The sequence below is a fragment of the Streptomyces sp. NPDC005576 genome (assembly GCF_042871745.1).
Lineage (GTDB): Bacteria > Actinomycetota > Actinomycetes > Streptomycetales > Streptomycetaceae > Streptomyces.
The window spans coordinates 633,365-650,327 of record NZ_JBIAJC010000002.1; the positions used below are offsets into that span (position 1 = coordinate 633,365).

The 16,963-nt window shown below is 73.8% G+C and carries 11 protein-coding genes; 4 read left to right on the plus strand and 7 right to left on the minus strand.

Translation table 11 applies throughout. The features are described from left to right. From ACFYPN_RS06155 to ACFYPN_RS06175, 5 genes are all read right to left on the minus strand, one after another. Positions 1 to 3,006 carry a tetratricopeptide repeat protein gene (locus tag ACFYPN_RS06155; RefSeq protein ID WP_358763403.1) on the minus strand — a complete coding sequence of 1,002 codons (3,006 nt, stop codon included), beginning with the start codon at positions 3,004 to 3,006 and terminating at the stop codon, positions 1 to 3. Beyond that, on the minus strand, positions 3,003 to 4,349 hold the full coding sequence (locus ACFYPN_RS06160) for a hypothetical protein (RefSeq protein ID WP_358763404.1): 1,347 nt from the start codon (positions 4,347 to 4,349) through the stop codon (positions 3,003 to 3,005). The genes ACFYPN_RS06155 and ACFYPN_RS06160 overlap by 4 nt, the downstream gene beginning before the upstream one ends. 45 nt (positions 4,350 to 4,394) lie before the next feature. Beyond that, positions 4,395 to 5,423, minus strand: coding sequence for a glutamate ABC transporter substrate-binding protein (locus ACFYPN_RS06165; RefSeq protein ID WP_358763439.1), 1,029 nt, complete (start codon positions 5,421 to 5,423; stop codon positions 4,395 to 4,397). 62 nt (positions 5,424 to 5,485) lie between these two features. Then, the gene (locus tag ACFYPN_RS06170) at positions 5,486 to 6,865 is read right to left on the minus strand and encodes a hypothetical protein (RefSeq protein WP_389296918.1); all 1,380 of its coding nucleotides are present in this window, start codon (positions 6,863 to 6,865) and stop codon (positions 5,486 to 5,488) included. 781 nt (positions 6,866 to 7,646) lie between these two features. Further along, positions 7,647 to 8,711, minus strand: coding sequence for a mechanosensitive ion channel family protein (locus ACFYPN_RS06175; protein WP_358763408.1), 1,065 nt, complete (start codon positions 8,709 to 8,711; stop codon positions 7,647 to 7,649). Positions 8,712 to 9,150: 439 nt separating this feature from the next. Here ACFYPN_RS06175 and ACFYPN_RS06180 point away from each other — a divergent pair, with 439 nt between their 5' ends. From ACFYPN_RS06180 to ACFYPN_RS06195, 4 genes are all read left to right on the plus strand, one after another. Continuing rightward, the gene (locus ACFYPN_RS06180) at positions 9,151 to 9,687 is read left to right on the plus strand and encodes an HNH endonuclease (RefSeq protein WP_358763410.1); all 537 of its coding nucleotides are present in this window, start codon (positions 9,151 to 9,153) and stop codon (positions 9,685 to 9,687) included. 349 nt (positions 9,688 to 10,036) lie between these two features. After that, a complete protein-coding gene (locus ACFYPN_RS06185) occupies positions 10,037 to 10,378 on the plus strand; it encodes a hypothetical protein (protein ID WP_358763412.1) in 342 nt (113 codons plus the stop codon). Continuing rightward, positions 10,379 to 12,529 (plus strand): 4-alpha-glucanotransferase, encoded by a 2,151-nt coding sequence (gene malQ, locus ACFYPN_RS06190; RefSeq protein ID WP_358763414.1) that lies wholly within the window; start codon positions 10,379 to 10,381, stop codon positions 12,527 to 12,529. A 20-nt stretch (positions 12,530 to 12,549) separates the two neighbouring features. Continuing rightward, positions 12,550 to 12,780 carry a hypothetical protein gene (locus ACFYPN_RS06195; protein WP_358763416.1) on the plus strand — a complete coding sequence of 77 codons (231 nt, stop codon included), beginning with the start codon at positions 12,550 to 12,552 and terminating at the stop codon, positions 12,778 to 12,780. A gap of 186 nt (positions 12,781 to 12,966) precedes the next feature. On the opposite strand, the gene pepN is transcribed toward ACFYPN_RS06195, so the two are convergent. Together pepN and ACFYPN_RS06205 are read right to left on the minus strand one after the other, a co-directional pair. Beyond that, entirely contained in the window at positions 12,967 to 15,546 is a 2,580-nt protein-coding gene (gene pepN / locus ACFYPN_RS06200; RefSeq protein WP_358763417.1) for an aminopeptidase N, read from the minus strand. Positions 15,547 to 15,695: 149 nt separating this feature from the next. Next, positions 15,696 to 16,724 (minus strand): aspartate-semialdehyde dehydrogenase, encoded by a 1,029-nt coding sequence (locus ACFYPN_RS06205; protein WP_358763419.1) that lies wholly within the window; start codon positions 16,722 to 16,724, stop codon positions 15,696 to 15,698. Positions 16,725 to 16,963 lie beyond the last annotated feature (239 nt).

Genomic DNA, 16,963 nt, shown 5'->3' on the forward strand with positions numbered 1-16,963 from the left:
TCACACCCACGTCCGGGGGCGGAAACGGTTGGCCCGCTCCACCAGTTCGATCCTCTCGTCACCCTGCTGAGCCAGCCGGGCGAGCATCCTGTACGAGCGTTCCAGCCCGAACCGGAGACCCCGCTCGTCCAGTTCGCTGCCGAGCAGCTTCCGTGCGCCCGGCCCGGAGACCGCAGGGCCCGCGGACAGGCGGGCGGGTCCTGTGGAGAGTACCCAGTCCAGCGCGGTCCCCAGCACCTCGGTCGAGAGCCGCTCGCGGCGCACCGCGTCCAGCCCCAGCCCGGCCAGCGCCGTGATCTGGTCCGAGGCGGCGGCCAGGTCGTCAGCCAGCGGCTCTCCGGGGTCCCGTCCGCGCAGCCGCGCGCGGACCGCGGCGACCCGGGCGGCCGTGAAGTGGATCGACGCGGCGGGCACCGACTCCAGCGTGCGTACCGCGCCGGTGCGGTCTCCGGCGGCGAAGCGCACGCGGGCGAGCCCGAACGCGGCGCTGACGAAGCTCGGGTCGGTGGTCCACACGAGGTGGTAGTAGTCCGCCGCGTTGTCCAGCTGCCCCAGGACCTCCGCACAGATCCCGAGCGCCAGCTTGGGCGCCGGCTCGCCCGGGAACGCGTCGTACACCGCCTCGAAGGAGAGCGCCGCGCGTTCGCGGTCGCCGGTCACCAGGGAGACGACTCCCCGGTACCAGACGACCCGCCAGTCGTCCGGGTGCCGGACCTCCAGCTCGCCCAGCACATGGACGGCCGCCGCGTACTCGCCGAGCTCCAGCAGGGCGCGCAGTTCACGCAGCCGGGTCTCCGGCGAGGGGGCCGGGACGGTGCGCAGCGCGCCGATCAGCTCCTGGGGCGCCGCCGCCATCACCCCGGCGAGGAAACCGGCGTTGGGGTCGCTCGCGTCGACGCGCGGCACCGGCAGCGAGAGCGCGGTAGCACCCGCGTCGAGCCTGCCGAGCCACTGACCCGGACCGGCCGGGGCCGCACCGGGCCCGGGGGCCGGTACGCCCTCCGCCGGCCGAGGCGCCGGGACACCGGCCGCCGGGTGGACGTGGCCGACCCGGCCCCCCGCACCCGGCTGCGGCGGCCCGTACGGGAACGCCGCACCGCCCACGGGACCACCGCCCACGGGCCCGCTCGCCTGGCCGCCGCCCGTACCGCCCACCGGCCCACCGCCCCACGCCCGCCCCGCCGAGGTGTTCGCGTGGGTGGGCGGGGCCGTCAGGGCCGCCGCCGAAGGCGGGTGCCCGGCCGACGTGTGACCGCCGCCCTGGGCGTACCCGTTGGGATGCCCGTACCCGCCCGGCTGCGGGCCGACCGCGCCGGTACGGGCCGGGGGAACGCTGCCGTACGGGCCGGAGGCCACCGGCAGCGCCGCCGCCACCGCCGGGGCGCCGGCGCCCGGGGCGACGGCTTGCGAGACGGCCCCGGTGACGGCCCCGGCGGACGGCTTCCGGCGTCGCTCGGCGCGGCGTGCGGACGGGGGGCGACGGCCGCCGAGGCGTGACACGTCACCCGTCAGCTCGGCGAACAATTGCGTGTCCGTCACTCGCAGTTCCGGGCCGAACAGGGTAGAGAGGGCCGGGCGCGGGCGCCCCGACTGGAGCGAGACGACCTCCCGCAGCACCCCTGTCAGCTGCTCGGCCATCTCCTCCGCCGAGGCGAAACGCCGCGCCGGGTCGGGGTCGGTGGCGCGTACCAACAGCCGGTAGAAGGACTCGTACGTCCGGAAGACCTCTATGTTCTCCGGGTCCGGCAGCGAGTCGACGAAGACGTTGGTGTAGCCCTGGAAGTCGAAGGTGAGCACCGCGAGGGTCCTCGCCACCGTGTACAGGTCGGAGGCGACCGACGGGCCGACCTCCCCGACCTCGGGGGCCTGGTACCCCACCGTGCCGTAGATCGCCGATTCCTCGTCGTCCATCCGGCGCACCGCGCCCATGTCGATCAGCTTGAGCTGGTTCTCCGTCTGGATCGCGTTGTCGACCTTGAAGTCGCAGTAGAGGAGGTTGCGGCTGTGCAGATGCCCGAGCGCCTCCAGCGCCTCGATCCCGTACGCGCACGCCTGCTCCACGGGCAGCGGATCGCGCCTCCCGGACGGGGTGCGGCGGTCGTTGGCGATCTCCTTGAGGGCCTTGCCGCCGACGTACTCCATCACGATGTAGCCGTCCAGCGAACCCGTCCGCTGGTCCAGGTGCTCGACGAAGTTGTAGATCCGGACGATGTTGGAGTGCTCGATCTCCGCGAGGAAGCGGCGCTCCGAGATCGCCGCCGCCATGGCGTCCTGGTCGCCGGTGTCCAGCAGGCCCTTGAGGACCACCCAGCGGTCCGAGACGGCCCGGTCCACCGCGAGGTACACCCAGCCGAGCCCGCCGTGCGCGAGACAGCCCGCCACTTCGTACTGCCCGTGCACCACGTCGCCGCCGCGCAGCTTCGGCACGAAGGAGTACGGGTGCCCGCACTTGGTGCAGAACCCCTCCGTGCGCCCCGGGCGGTCGCCGCGCGCTCTGCCCACCGGCGCCCCGCAGTCCGAACGCGAGCAGAACCGCTTCCGCTCGGGGACCTCGGGGTTCGCCATCACGGCCGCACGCGGATCGGGACGCGGTACGTCCGGCACCTGCACCAGGCCCGCGCCCAGCCGCCCCCGGCCGGAGGCGCCGGTCGATGCGCCCGACGCCCGCACCGACACGGCCGGTGCGGAACCTGCCCCGCTGGAGAGCTCCCGCGACAGCCGGCCCGAAACGGACCTCCGCGAGGTCGAGGAGCGCGAGGACGCACGGGCCGAGGCGCGCGAACCGGCCCGTGCCGACGCCGAACCGGCCTCCGCCGCACCACTCCCGGTAACCGCACCACTGCCGCGCGCCGCACGGGCGCCGGCCGCGATCCCGGTGGGCGGCGAGGCGACCATGCCGTTCGGGGAGACGACGGGGGCCAGACCGCAGGTGTCGCAGTACAGCTCACCCTCGCCCATGTCCTCGTAAGAGCCCTCGCACGTGGGGCGCTGGCACCGGGTACTCATCGTGTCTCCCCCTCGGCGCGGGGCCGGTCCTCGGGCGAGGACGTCCGGCTCGGCGCCATCATCTCGGTGGCCGTGTGCTGGTAGCGGAGCACCGCCTGACCGGCGACCCGCAGATCGCAGGGCGCGCTCCATAGCATCCGGCGGGCCGCGTCGTACCGCTCGATCAGCAGCGGGTCCTCCGCGAGGCCGTGCCGTGCCACCTTCGCGCGGTACGCGTCCAGCCGGCCCCGCAGCTCCGCCCGTACGGCGAGCGGCGCGGTGACCGAGGTCAGCGACTCGCGGGCGCGCAGCAGCTCCTCCTCGGCCTCCCGCTCCAACTGCTCCAGCAGCGGGGGGAGCCGGTGCCAGCGGGCGTGCCTGCGGTGCTCGGAGGCGGCGGCCAGCCGCTCCTGGAGGGCGGTCGAGGGGCCGCTGACGGCGGGCACCTCCGAGGCCGCGATCTTCGCCAGCACCTCGACCCGGGCCACCCGTGCCTCGGCCAGCGTGCGGTCGGCGCGGGACAGCACGTCCCGCAGCCGCGCGAGCCGCTGTTCGGCGTCCTGCCGGACGGCGAGCACCGCCTCGATCTCCCGCCGCACCTCCTCCAGCGCACGGGCCGCCCGGTCGTACCGGGCGGTGTCCGCCCGGCCACCGCCCGGTGCCGCGCTGCCGGACCCCGGCAGCCAGAACGCCAGTGGGTCGGCGATGACCCGGGCCCGCAGTTCGGCCAGTTCCAGGGTGATCGACTCCAGGTCGTCGCCCGACGGGTGCTCGCCCGGCCGGACCCCCACGGAGTGGGCGAGCGAGCGGGTGCGGTGGAGTTCGGCGGCGAGCAGGTCGATCCTGGCGGGCAGCGCCGACCAGACGGAGTCGGAGGCCACCACCATGTCCAGCGAGCGCGCGTAGAGCGTGTTCATCCGGCTTACCAGCTCCTCCAGCGAGAAGTGCTCGGCGAGCCTGACCGGGCCGGTGACGGAAGGGGCGGGCGGTGCGGCGCCGTGCGCGACGGTGATCTCCCGGCCCCGGAGCAGCCCGGTGAGGGTCTCCAGGTCGTCCCGGTTGGGGTGCCGTCTGCGGGCGCGCACCGCGCGCGCCTCACCGAGCGTGTCGGCGTACGCGTCGAAGTACGCCCAGAGCAGGGTGATCGAGCGCTCGGTGGTCGCCCAGCGCTCCTTGGTCACCCCGGAGAGGTCGGCGCCCTCCAGGAGGCGTCGGCCGGCATGGTCCTGCAGGGCGAGGAGCGAGGTCTCGATGGCCTCGTGCTCCGCGCCGAGCCGGGCCAGCGCACGGTCCGCCTCGTCCCGGTCCATGACCGGTCCCGGGGGCCTTTCCGTATGGCCGGGGAAGGGTCCCGCGACGCCCATCGCTCACCTCTCCGCTCTCCCCGCCGGCCCGTGGGCCCGTCGGGATCAGTTGCTCCGGTACGTGGGCGCCGGGGGCGCCGTGATGCCGGGCAGTCCGGCCTCCAGCCACGTGCGGTACGACCGCATCCACGGGCTCCCCGCACCGCCGCCGCGGTACTCCGCCAGCACCTGGTTGACCCGGGCCACCAGATCGTCGGAGCCGAGCTTGGCGGCGACGCCGTAGTACTCCGTGGTGAACGGGCCGCCCTTGAGCTCCACCGTCGGGTCCTGCGCCACCTGGCCCGCCGCCAGCGCGTTGTCCGTCACCACGGCGTCCACCTCGCCGAGTTGCAGGCGCACCAGGCAGTCGAGCTGACTGGGGACGGTCAGCCGGTCCTCGTCCTCGGCGGTGCCGTCGTGCGCGTCCTCGAACACCGCGCCGTACGACTGCTTCTTCAGGGCCTCGTAGGCGGTTGAGCCCTCGGCGGTGCAGACCCGCTTCCCGCGCAGCGAGGCGTTGTACCCGGAGATGTCCGAGGTCACCGGGGCGAGCACCTGCTGGCCCGCCTGGAAGTACGCGGTGGAGAAGGCGACCTGCTTCAGCCGCGCGCAGTTGATCGTCATCGTCCGCACCACCACGTCGACCCGGCCGCTCTCCAGCGCCGCGATCCGCTGGCTGGTCGGGATGGCCCGGAAGACCACCTTGGAGGAGTCGCCGAGGATGTCCTGGGCGATGGCCCGGACGAGGTCGATGTCGAAGCCCTCCAGCTTGCCGGTCGCCGGATTGCGGTAGCCCCAGCGGTAGCTGTTCTGGTCCACGCCGGCGATGAGCTTGCCGCGCTCCTTGATCCGCTCGACCCCCGGACCGTCGTTCCGGGACGGCGGCAGGCTCGCTTCCGGCTTCTCGCAGGTGTCCGCGCGCACCTGGGTGGCCGGGGCCGCGCCCGGTCCGGAGCCGCCGGCGAAGGAAGCGGAGTCCTCGTGGCCCAGCGGCAGCAGGGCGAACAGGGCGGTGAGCACGCAGGCCACGGCCATGGCCGCCACCCCGCCCCAGCCACGCAGCCGCCCGCCCCCGCCGCTCCTCGCCCGGGCCATCGCTCCCCCTCCCACCGCTCCTGCCTCTGCCGGCTCCCCGGCCGGTACGGGTGCTCGCTCGTTCACCGGTACTCCCCGAGTCTCCGGCCGGTCCCCGTGATCGCGGCGATCGCGCCCAGCGCCGCCAGGACCCCCGCCCCGACCGGCAGACCGTCCAGTGCGCCGCGGCCCTTCCCGGCCGCCGCGTCGAACTGCCGCTGCTCGTGGGCCAGGGCGGTCTCCAGCGCGGCGTCCACCTTCGAGAAGCACTCGCCGGTGGAGTCCTTCGCCCCGATGACCAGCGCGAGCGCGCCCTCGTAATCCCCGCTGTCGTCGGTCCGGCGGGCGTCGGTGTGGCGCTTCTGCCACTCCGTCACACTGCCCGCGGCGGTCGCCACCGGGGTGCTCCCGGCGTCGTCGTCGGCCAGCTTCCCCGCCCTGCCGAGCTCCGTGCGGAGCGTGTCCATGTCCGCCGTGTAGTCGCTCTGGTACTGGTCGGCGGAGCCGTCCTCGGTGAGCACCGCGCCCCGGGCGACCAGGGTGAGGTTCTCGTTGGCGCGTGCCTTGAGGGAGGCGATCCGCGCGTCGTTCAGCACGTCCAGCGAGGCCTGGCCGTTCGCCATGGCATCGTGCAGCTCGGTCCTGGCCAGGGTCTGGCCGACGGCCAGCCACACCAGCACGGCGGCGGTCGCTGCGGTCGCGGCGAGCAGCCCGCCGCTGAAGACCCGGTTGGTCCGGCGGTAGTCGCGACGCTGGGCCCAGGCGAGCACGGCCAGGGCCAGGATTCCGGCGGCGAGGGCGACGAGCGGCCACTGGCGGGCGTCGCTCTGGTCCGCGTCGAGCCGGCCGGTCTCCGCCGTGTACAAGCGCTCGGCGGCGGGCAGGAGTTCGCCGCTCATCTTCTGGTTGGCGTACCGGAGGTAGGCGCCGCCCAGCGGGAGCCCGAGACGGTTGTTGGCACGGGCCCGCTCGACCAGGCCGGTGTAGACCGGGAGGAGTTCGTTCATCGTGCGGATCTCGCGGCCGGCGGAGGTGCCGGCCTCCGTGTTCGCTGCCGCCTTCACCAGGAGCCGGGAGGCGTTCTCGATGTCCTTCTCGTACTGGGCGCGAACGTTCTCCGGTTCCTGGGTGCCCGCGAGGAAGCCGCTCGCCGCCATCGTGTCGGCGTCGGCGAGCGAGCGGTAGACGGCCGCCGCGTCCGCGCTCAGCGGCTGGCTGCGGCGCACCACATCGTCCGCGGCAGCGGCCCGACCGGACGCCTCCACGGCGGTCACCGCCCCGAACGCCACCACGAGCAGGGCGAGTACGGCTCCGACGAGCCGCAGCCGCCCCGGCTCGGTCGTCGCGGCCCCGCGCAGCCGTCCCGCCAGGGCGGATGCCGCCCCACGCCGCTGCGCGGGCACGCGGGACGCCCGCTCCGCTCCGTGCACGCGCGGCGGCCCCCCGATCGGCGGGTGTGTCACTCGACTTCCCCCTCGGTCCATGACGGCGCCGTCGCCCCCGGCCGATCGGGGGAGTGGCGCCCGGCCTGAAGTATGGCCGCAGGGAGCGGCGTCCACCAGGAATACCTGGATCTCGCACCGCTCTCCGCGTCCCGTCGTCCCGGCGGAGGAGCCGTCCCGGTGAGGAGGGCGGCGGGCGGTGGCGCCGGCAATCCGGCATCCCCGACCCGCGGCCGCCCCGTACCGGACCGATTCCCCGGGTGTGAACACGATCGGGACAACTGATCGGTTCCCGTACGCAAGAGGCGTCCCGGACGACTCTGTACGGGAGTTGACGGGTGGCGGCCCGGTCGGAGGTCGTCGGCAGGCTCTCGGGCGCACCGCGCACGCAGCCCGGCGTGCGCCCCGGGGGCCGCCCCCGTCTGGTCCGGGCCCCGCAACGCGACTCCCAGTAAAGGGTGTTGAGCCACCACAAGGACCTCAGCCCGGGGCGCGCGGGCCGCGACCGGCGTGGTGATCCGGGGGCCCAGGTCCGGGTGGCGCGCCGCCGGCCCGCTGCCGTCGAAAATCACCGGAACGTGCGCCTCCGGATGCCCCGGCCGGTCGACCACCGCTCGTATCCGGGGTGTCGACGGCGGGACGGCCTCGAGGTGGCCGGGCAACGAGAGCGTGGCCCGGAAGGGCGCGGGAGAGCCCTCCGAAGCACGCCCGGAAACACGCCCGGAAACCCGCCCGGAAACGGACGGGAGGGCCTCCGCGACGTGCGCGGAGGCCCTCCCGGGGCGGTTCGGTGCGTGCGGTGCTACTTGGTGATGCCCGGCGGGGTGAGCGGCGTCGCGGCGAGCGACTGCGGCGACGTGGCCGAGGCGTACGCGGACGGGGCGGCCATCGCCGCGGTGGGGTCCGCCGCCGATTCCGCGTCCGGCTGCGCGGGCAGCGCGCCGATCATGCGGATGCCCGCCTCGTCCAGCGACCGCTTGATGCGCCAGCGCAGCTCGCGCTCCACCGTCAGTGCCTTGCCCGGCATGGTCTTCGCGGTGACCCGCACGGTCATCGAGTCCAGCAGGACGGCGTCCAGGCCGAGGATCTCCACCGGGCCCCAGAGCCGCTCGCTCCACGGCTCCTCCTTCGCCATGACCTCGGCGGCGGCGGTGATGGCCGCGCGGACCCGGTCCAGGTCCTCGGTGGGCCGGACCGTCACGTCGACACCGGCGGTGGACCAGCCCTGGCTGAGGTTGCCGATCCGCTTCACCTCGCCGTTGCGGACGTACCAGATCTCGCCGTTGTCGCCGCGCAGCTTGGTGACCCGCAGCCCCACCTCGATGACCTCGCCGGATGCGACCCCCGCGTCGACCGTGTCCCCGACGCCGTACTGGTCCTCCAGGATCATGAAGACCCCGGAGAGGAAGTCGGTGACGAGGTTGCGCGCGCCGAAACCGAGCGCCACTCCGGCGACCCCCGCGGAGGCCAGCAGCGGCGCCAGGTTGATCTCGAAGGCGCCCAGGATCATCAGCGCCGCCGTGCCGAGGATCATGAAGGAGGTCACCGAGCGGAGCACGGAACCTATCGCCTCCGAGCGTTGACGGCGCCGCTCGGCGTTGACCAGCAGCCCACCGAGGGCGGTGCCCTCCACGGCCTGGGCGCTGCGGTTCATCCGCTCGATCAGATTGGTGAGAGCGCGGCGGATCAGGTAGCGCAGCACGATCGCCACGGCGGCGATCAGGACGATGCGCAGTCCGGTGCTCAGCCAGGTGGACCAGTTCTGTTCGACCCAGCCCGCGGCGTCGCCGGCCTGCCGGGCGGCCTCGTCGAGCGAGCCTCCCGACCCGGTCGACGGAGTGGCGGCCAACAGAACGGACGGGGACACGGTGGGACCTCCGGTACGGGCGACAGTGGATCAACCAGGTTAACGACGGACGCGGCCCGGATGATGTCCCGAGCGCGCCGAGAGACGCATCTCATCCGGAACGCACACCCCTGTGCCGCCTTCGCCGTGGACCCGACCGTCCGCCGTCCGACCGCCCGCCGTCCGACCGGCCGCGTCCGATGGCCCGCCGTCCGACCGGCCGCCGTCCGATGTCCTCCGCCCCGGTCGCCTCCGGGCGGTCACGTCCCGGTCGCCGCCGGTCCGGTCGCCGCCGGTCCGGTCGCCGCCGATCCGGGCAGGGGCCGCGCGGCCGTCCGGGCGGAATCCGTCCGACCCATTCCCCCCACGTGGTGGCGCCCGGACCAGGCATGAGGAGAGACTGAGAGCGGATCGTCCCGGCGCGAGCCACGCGCCGCCGGCGTACAAGGAGGCATCCACCGTGCCGCACGTCCTGGTTCTCAACGCGTCGTACGAGCCGCTCGGCGTCGTACCGCTCCACCGAGCGCTCGTCCTCGTGCTCGAAAACAAGGCCGTCTGCCTCGAGGAGTCCGGCGCCCTCCTGCGCAGCCCCACCACCGCTGTGCCGGCTCCCAGTGTGGTCCGCCTCAAGCGCTTCGTACGGGTCCCCTACCGGGGGCCCGTACCGCTCACCCGCCGCGCGCTCTTCGCCCGGGACGGAGGCCGCTGCGTGTACTGCGGTGCCGCCGCCACCAGCGTCGACCACGTCGTCCCGCGCAGCCGGGGCGGTCTCCACGCGTGGGACAACGTGGTGGCCGCCTGCCGCCGCTGCAACCACGTCAAGGCCGACCGGCACCTGCCCGAGCTGGGCTGGCGTCTGCGCCACCAGCCCGCACCGCCCACCGGACTGGCGTGGCGGATCATCGGCACCGGCCACCGCGACCCGCGCTGGCTGCCCTACCTCCAGCCGTTCGGCGCCGACGACGCGCTGGCCCGGATCGACGGCGTCTCCGCCTGAACGCCTGAACGCCCGAACGCCCGAGTGCCTGAATGCCCGAACGCCCGGGTGCCTGAGTGCCTGAGCGCCTGCGAGCTCGGGTGACCGGGTGCCCCGAGTGCGCGTGCGCACCCACGGACACCCCCGTCCGCCGGTCCGAGGCCGGCCCCGGGGCGGGCCCCGGGGCGGGCGGCGGAGTGGCTGAAAATGACCCATATCTGCCGTCCGGGGGAACGGAATGTGACCCACGGCACGTTGAGGGCGTTGGCATCGGACCTATGTCACGCTCACGTCTGCGCTTGGCGAGTCTGCGCGCCCGAGGGCTGGGTAGGTCTCACTACCGTTCTGCTTCCACGGCCAGGAGGTCACCTTGCCCGCAGCCGCCCAGCTTCCGCTCACCGCCCTCTCCCAACAGGTCCCCGGTCCGGTCGGCCGGGGGCCTCTGACCAGTGCACCGCCCCTCCAGCCCGCCGCCTTCCCCCGTCCCGTCGACGGAGCGCCCCGCAACGGCGTCACAGCCGGCGTCACCCCCGGCGTCGCCCCCGCGCTCGACGCACCCCTCTCCACCGGCGCCGCACCCCTCACCAGCGAGCCGCCGCTCGCCGACGCCACCCCCCTGACGAGCGAGCCGCCGCTCGCCGTCGTCGCTCCGCTCACCAGCGAACCGACCGCCCCCGGTGTCGCGGGGGCCACGGAGTCTCCAGGAGTCTGAATGGGCCTGTCCCGGCTCGCCGCCCTGCACGGTGTCGCCACTTCCTACTCCCCGTCCGCGGGCGTCACGGTGTCCGTCCCCGACGACACGGTCACGGCCGTGCTCGCCGCGCTGGGCGTGGACGCCGGCACCCCGGAGGACGTACGGAGGTCGCTCGACGCCGCCGAATCGAGGGCGGGCTCCCGGCTGCTCCCGCCGACCCTGGTTGCCTGGGCGGGCGAGCCCTTGCCGGCCGCCCTCGCCGACCTGCCCATCGGTACGGCACTGACGGTCGCCCCGGAGGCCGAGCCGGGCGCCGGGACGACGGAGCCGGTCCGGCTGCGTGTCACGGGCGCGCAGGCGGACGTCCCGGACACGCCCCCGCCGTCCCCCGTCCCCGTCTGGTGGCCCGACCTGCCCTTCGGCGTGCACCGGGTGACCGCGCGCACCCTCGACCACCGGCAGGGCACCGCGACCCTCGTCGTGGCCCCCGCCCGCGCCCCGCAGCCGCCCGCCCGCACCCAGGGCTTCCTCGTGCAGCTCTACTCCCTGCTCTCCGGGCGCTCCTGGGGCATGGGCGACCTCGGCGACCTGGCCGACCTCGCCGCCTGGGCCGGACGCACCCTCGGCGCCGGGTTCGTCCAGATCAACCCGCTGCACGCCGCCGTCCCCGGGCGGCCCACCGACCCGTCCCCGTACCGCCCCTCCTCGCGGCTCTTCCCCGACCCCGTCCACCTGCACGTCGAGTCGATCCCCGAGTACGGCCAGGTACGCGCGCGAGCGGTGCTGGACGACCTCCGCCAGGACGCCGCCGCGCTCAGCGAGGCGGTGCTCAACAAGGGCGCGCTGATCGACCGGGATGCCGTCCGGGAGCTGAAACAGCAGGCGCTGGAGCTCATCCACCAGGTGCCGCTGACCCCCGGCCGCCGGGCCGCGTACTGCGACTTCCTCGCCTCCCGGGGCCAGGCCCTGGAGGATCACGCGCTCTGGTGCGCACTGGCCGAGGTGCACGGCCCCGACTGGCACGCCTGGCCCGAGCCGCTGCGCGACCCCCGCTCCCGGGAGACCGCCCGTGCCCGTACCGGACTGCTGGACCGGGTGGACTTCCACAGCCGGCTCGCCTGGCTGACCGACATCCAGCTCGCCGAGGCCCAGCGGGCCGCCGAGGACGCCGGGATGGGGGTCGGCATCATCCACGACCTCGCTGTCGGCGTGCACCCGGCGGGCGCCGACACCTGGGCCGGCCAGGAGGACTACGCGCTGGGCATGTCCGTCGGCGCGCCCCCGGACGCCTTCAATGCGCGCGGCCAGGACTGGGGCCTGCCGCCCTGGCGCCCCGACGCCCTCGCCGCCTCCGGCTACGCCCCCTTCCGGCGCCTGCTGCGCGGCCTGCTCGCGCACGCCGGGGCGCTCCGCATCGACCACGTCATGGGCCTCTTCCGGCTCTGGTGGGTCCCGGAGGGCCGGCAGCCCACCGAGGGCACCTACGTCAGCCAGGACGGTGAGGCGATGCTCGCCGTCCTCGTCCTGGAAGCCCACCGCGCGGGGGCCGTCGTCCTGGGCGAGGACCTCGGCACGGTCGAGCCGGGCGTCCGCGAGGCGCTCGCCCGGCGCGGGGTCCTCGGCACGTCCGTCCTCTGGTTCGAGCGCGACTGGGAGGGCACCGGCCGCCCGCTCGCCCCGGAGAGCTGGCGCCGGGAGTGCATGGCCACCGCCACCACCCACGACCTGCCGTCCACCGCGGCCCGCCTGACCGGCGACCACGTCCGCCTCCGCCACGAACTCGGGCTGCTCACCCGCACGCTGGAGGAGGAGCTCGCCGAGGACGCCGCCGACACCGCCGAATGGCTCGGCTGCCTGGCACGGCTGCGGCTGCTGCCCGAGGGGGAGGGTGACGAGGAGGCCGCCGTCCGCGCCGTGCACCGCTTCCTGCTGCGCACCCCCGCCCTGCTGACCGGGATCTGGCTGCCGGACACCGTGGGCGACCGGCGCCCCCAGAACCTCCCCGGGACCTGGGACCAGTACCCCAACTGGCGCCTGCCGATCGCCGACGGGGAGGGCCGTCCCCTGACGCTGGAGCAGATCACCGGTTCGCCCCGGCTCCACCGGCTGATGGACCAACTGACCCCCCGGACCCCACGTACGGCACCCCCGGGCGCGCGGCGTCCCTAGGCGTTCGCTACGTTTGTACCGTGGACAAGAAGAACGCTATGCGCGCCGGCGCCGTTGCGGCCGGTACGACGCTGATGATGCTGCTCATGTCGTCCCCCGCTCTCGCGCTCTCGCGCGACGACGGCGACGACCCGGGTACCGGCCTGTCGGTCATCGAGACCATCAGCCTGTACGTCCTCGCACCCCTCGCGCTGTTCGTGGTGATCGCGGGCCTGGTCGTGGTGCTCGACAAGTCCAAGAAGAAGGCGTAACAACCCCACACGCTCCGCCGTGTGCGCCGCCGGTACGGGTTACCGCGCGGCGCACACGCATGTCCGGACGCGGACGGGGACGCGGACGGGGCCGTCTACGGGGGCGGCGCGACGCACCGGGTGCGACGCACGAGGGCGCCCTCCCCGGCACGTACCCCGGGGAGGGCGCCCTCGTGCGTCCTGCGGTTACGCGGCCGAGGCGGCGGCGGTGTCCGCGGCGCGGGCGCGCAGTGCGCGCTCGACGCCCGCGCGGGACTCCGACACCAGCCGGCGCAGCGCCGCGTTCGGCTCGGCCGAGGCCAGCCAGGCGTCCGTGGCGTCCAGCGTCTCCTGGGAGACCTGGATCGCCGGGTAGAGGCCGATCGCGACCTGCTGGGCCATCTCGTGGCTGCGGGTCTCCCAGACCTCCTTGACCGCCGCGAAGTACTTCTCCGTGTACGGCGCGAGCAGCTCGCGCTGCTCGGTCTGGACGAAACCGCCGATGACCGCCTCCTGGAGGGAGTTCGGCAGCTTGTCGGACTCGACGACCAGCGCCCACGCCTCCGCCTTGGCCTCCTCGGAGGGACGCGCGGCGCGGGCCTCGGCCGCGTGCCGCTCGCCCGCCGCGGTCCGGTCGCGCTCGTACTCGGCGGCGATCTCCTCCTCGTCCAGCAGACCGGTCGCGGAGAGCCGCTGCACGAACGCCCAGCGCAGCTCGGTGTCGACGGCGAGGCCCTCGACCGCCTTGGTGCCGTCCAGCAGCCCCTGGAGCAGGTCCAGCTGCTGCGGGGTACGGGCCGTCGCCGCGAAGGCGCGGGCCCAGGCGAGCTGGTGGTCGCTGCCGGCCGGGGCCCCGTTCAGGTGCGCCAGGGTGGCGTCCGTCCACCGGGTCAGCAGCGCCTCGCGGGACTCCGGCGCAGCGTACTGGTCGAGCGCCAGCTTCAGCTGACGGTGCAGCGACTGCACCACGCCGATGTCCGACTCCTTGCCGATGCCGGCCAGCACCAGCTCCAGGTAGTCCCGGGTCGCCAGCTCGCCGTCGCGGGTCATGTCCCAGGCCGAGGCCCAGCACAGCGCGCGCGGCAGCGACTCGGCGAAGTCGCCCAGGTGCTCGGTGACGAAACGCAGCGACTCCTCGTCGAGCCGGACCTTCGCGTACGACAGGTCGTCGTCGTTGAGCAGGACCACGTCCGGACGCCGGGTGCCCTCGGGGAGCGGCACCTCGGTGCGCTCGCCGTCCACGTCCAGCTCGATCCGCTCGGTGCGGACCAGCTTGCCGTCGGCGCCGAGGTCGTAGAAGCCGATCGCGATGCGGTGCGGGCGCAGCGTCGGCTCGCCCTTGGCGCCGGCCGGGAGCGCCGGGGCCTCCTGGAGGACGGCGAAGGAGGTGATGCGGCCCTCGGGGTCCGTCTCCAACGACGGGCGCAGGATGTTGATGCCGGCGGTTTCCAGCCAGGACTTCGACCAGGTCTTCAGGTCGCGGCCGGAGGTCTCCTCCAGCGCGCCCAGCAGGTCCGCCAGCCGGGTGTTGCCGAAGGCGTGCGCCTTGAAGTACGCCTGCACGCCCGCGAAGAACTCGTCCTGGCCGACGTACGCCACGAGCTGCTTGAGGACCGAGGCGCCCTTGGCGTACGTGATCCCGTCGAAGTTGACGAGGACATCGTCCAGGTCGGTGATCTCCGCCATGATCGGGTGGGTGGACGGCAGCTGGTCCTGCCGGTACGCCCAGGTCTTCATGGAGTTGGCGAACGTGGTCCACGAGTGCGGCCAGCGGGAGCCCTCGGCCGCCGCCAGGCAGGCGATCGAGGTGTAGGTGGCGAACGACTCGTTCAGCCAGAGGTCGTTCCACCACTCCATGGTGACCAGGTCGCCGAACCACATGTGGGCGAGCTCGTGGAGGATGGTCTCCGCCCGGCCCTCGTACGCGGCGTCGGTGACCTTGGAGCGGAAGACGTACTGGTCGCGGATGGTGACCGCGCCCGCGTTCTCCATCGCGCCCGCGTTGAACTCGGGCACGAAGAGCTGGTCGTACTTCGCGAACGGGTACGCGTAGTCGAACTTCTCCTGGAACCAGTCGAAGCCCAGGCGGGTGAGCTCGAAGATGTCGTCCGCGTCGAGGTACTCGGCGAGCGAGGGGCGGCAGTAGATGCCGAGCGGCACCGTCCGGCCGTCGCGTTCGTAGCTGCTGTGCACCGAGTGGTACGGGCCCGCGATCAGTGCGGTGATGTACGTCGAGATGCGGGGTGTCGGCGCGAAGGACCAGACGTTCTCCACCGGCTCCGGGGTCGGGGAGTTCGAGATCACGGTCCAGCCGGCGGGGGCCGTGACGGTGAAGGTGAACGCGGCCTTCAGGTCGGGCTGCTCGAAGCTGGCGAAGACCCGCCGCGCGTCCGGGACCTCGAACTGGGTGTAGAGGTAGGCCTGCTCGTCGACCGGGTCGACGAACCGGTGCAGCCCCTCACCGGTGTTGGTGTACGCGCAGTCGGCGACGACCTTCAGCTCGTTCGCGCCCTCGCGCAGGTGCGGGAGCGTGATCCGCGCGTCCCGGAAGACGGCGGCGACATCCAGCGAGGTGCCGTTGAGGACGACGTCGTGCACCGCGGGGGCGATGAGGTCGATGAAGGTCTCCGCACCGGCCTCCGCGGAGTCGAAGCGCACCGTGGTGACGGACCGGAAGGACCCGCCTTCCTGCGCTCCGGAGAGGTCGAGCTCGACCTCGTACGCGTCCACGGTCAGCAGGCGCGCCCGCTCCTGTGCCTCTTCGCGGGTCAGATTCGTGCCGGGCACCCGGTCATCTCCTTCTATGGTGACGTTTCGGGTCATCCTTCCACGCCGGGGGCCCGCCGCGCCGGGCAGCCGGTCGGCGGACGCGCGAGGGGGCGGCCACCGGTGACCGGTGGCCGCCCCCTCGGAGCCGTACGGGACGCCCCGCCGGGTCAGCCGTTCAGCTCGGCCGCCACCAGCTCCGCGATCTGCACCGCGTTCAGGGCCGCGCCCTTGCGGAGGTTGTCGTTGGAGACGAAGAGGGCGAGACCGTGCTCGACCGTCTCGTCGACCCGGATGCGGCCGACGTACGAGGGGTCCTTGCCGGCCGCCTGGAGCGGCGTCGGGATGTCGGAGAGCTCGACGCCCTCGGCGTCCCTCAGCAGGTCGTAGGCGCGCTCGACGCTGATCGGGCGGGCGAAGCGGGCGTTGATCTGGAGCGAGTGGCCGGAGAAGACCGGCACGCGCACACAGGTGCCGGAGACCTTCAGCCCCGGGATGCCGAGGATCTTGCGGGACTCGTTGCGGAGCTTCTGCTCCTCGTCCGTCTCGTACGAACCGTCGTCCACGATCGAACCGGCGAGCGGCACCACGTTGAAGGCGATCGGGCGCTTGTAGACGCCGGGCTCCGGGAAGTCCACGGCACCGCCGTCGTGGGTCAGCCGGTCCGCGTCGGCGACGACCTTGGACGTCTGGCCGTGCAACTCGGCGACACCGGCGACACCGGAGCCGGAGACCGCCTGGTAGGTGGCGACGGTGAGGGTCTCCAGACCCGCCTCGTCGTGCAGGGGGCGCAGCACGGGCATGGCGGCCATCGTGGTGCAGTTCGGGTTGGCGATGATGCCCTTGGGGCGGTTGAGCGCGGCCTCCGGGTTGACCTCGGAGACGACCAGCGGGACCTCGGGGTCCATGCGCCAGGCGGAGGAGTTGTCGATCACGACGGCGCCCTGCTGGGCGACCTTCTCGGCCAGCGCCCGGGAGGTGGCGCCGCCGGCGGAGAAGATGACGATCTGCAGACCCGTGTAGTCGGCGGTGGAGGCGTCCTCGACCGTGACCGAGGTGCCCTGGAAGTCGATGGTGGAGCCCGCCGAGCGTGCGGAGGCGAAGAGCCGCAGCTCCGTGACGGGGAACTCCCGCTCGGCCAGGATCTTGCGCAGGACTGTGCCGACCTGACCGGTGGCGCCGACGATTCCGACCTTCACGGGAGACTCCTCTGTACGTGTGTGCGGCCCGGAGGGCTGTCCCGTCGTCCCTGGTGGGCGGGGTGCGGTACGGCCCTTTGCCGCCCCATGATGCGTATGTCCCTGCCCACCTTGTCCAATCCATTGTCCGGCCTGCGGACGGGCGCCGCTCCGGCCGCAGGTTCTGCCGTCGCGCGGGCCCGGGGAGCCAACATCTTCGGCGGGGTCCGGAGGGGTGGGGACCGGCGGGGGCCGGGTGT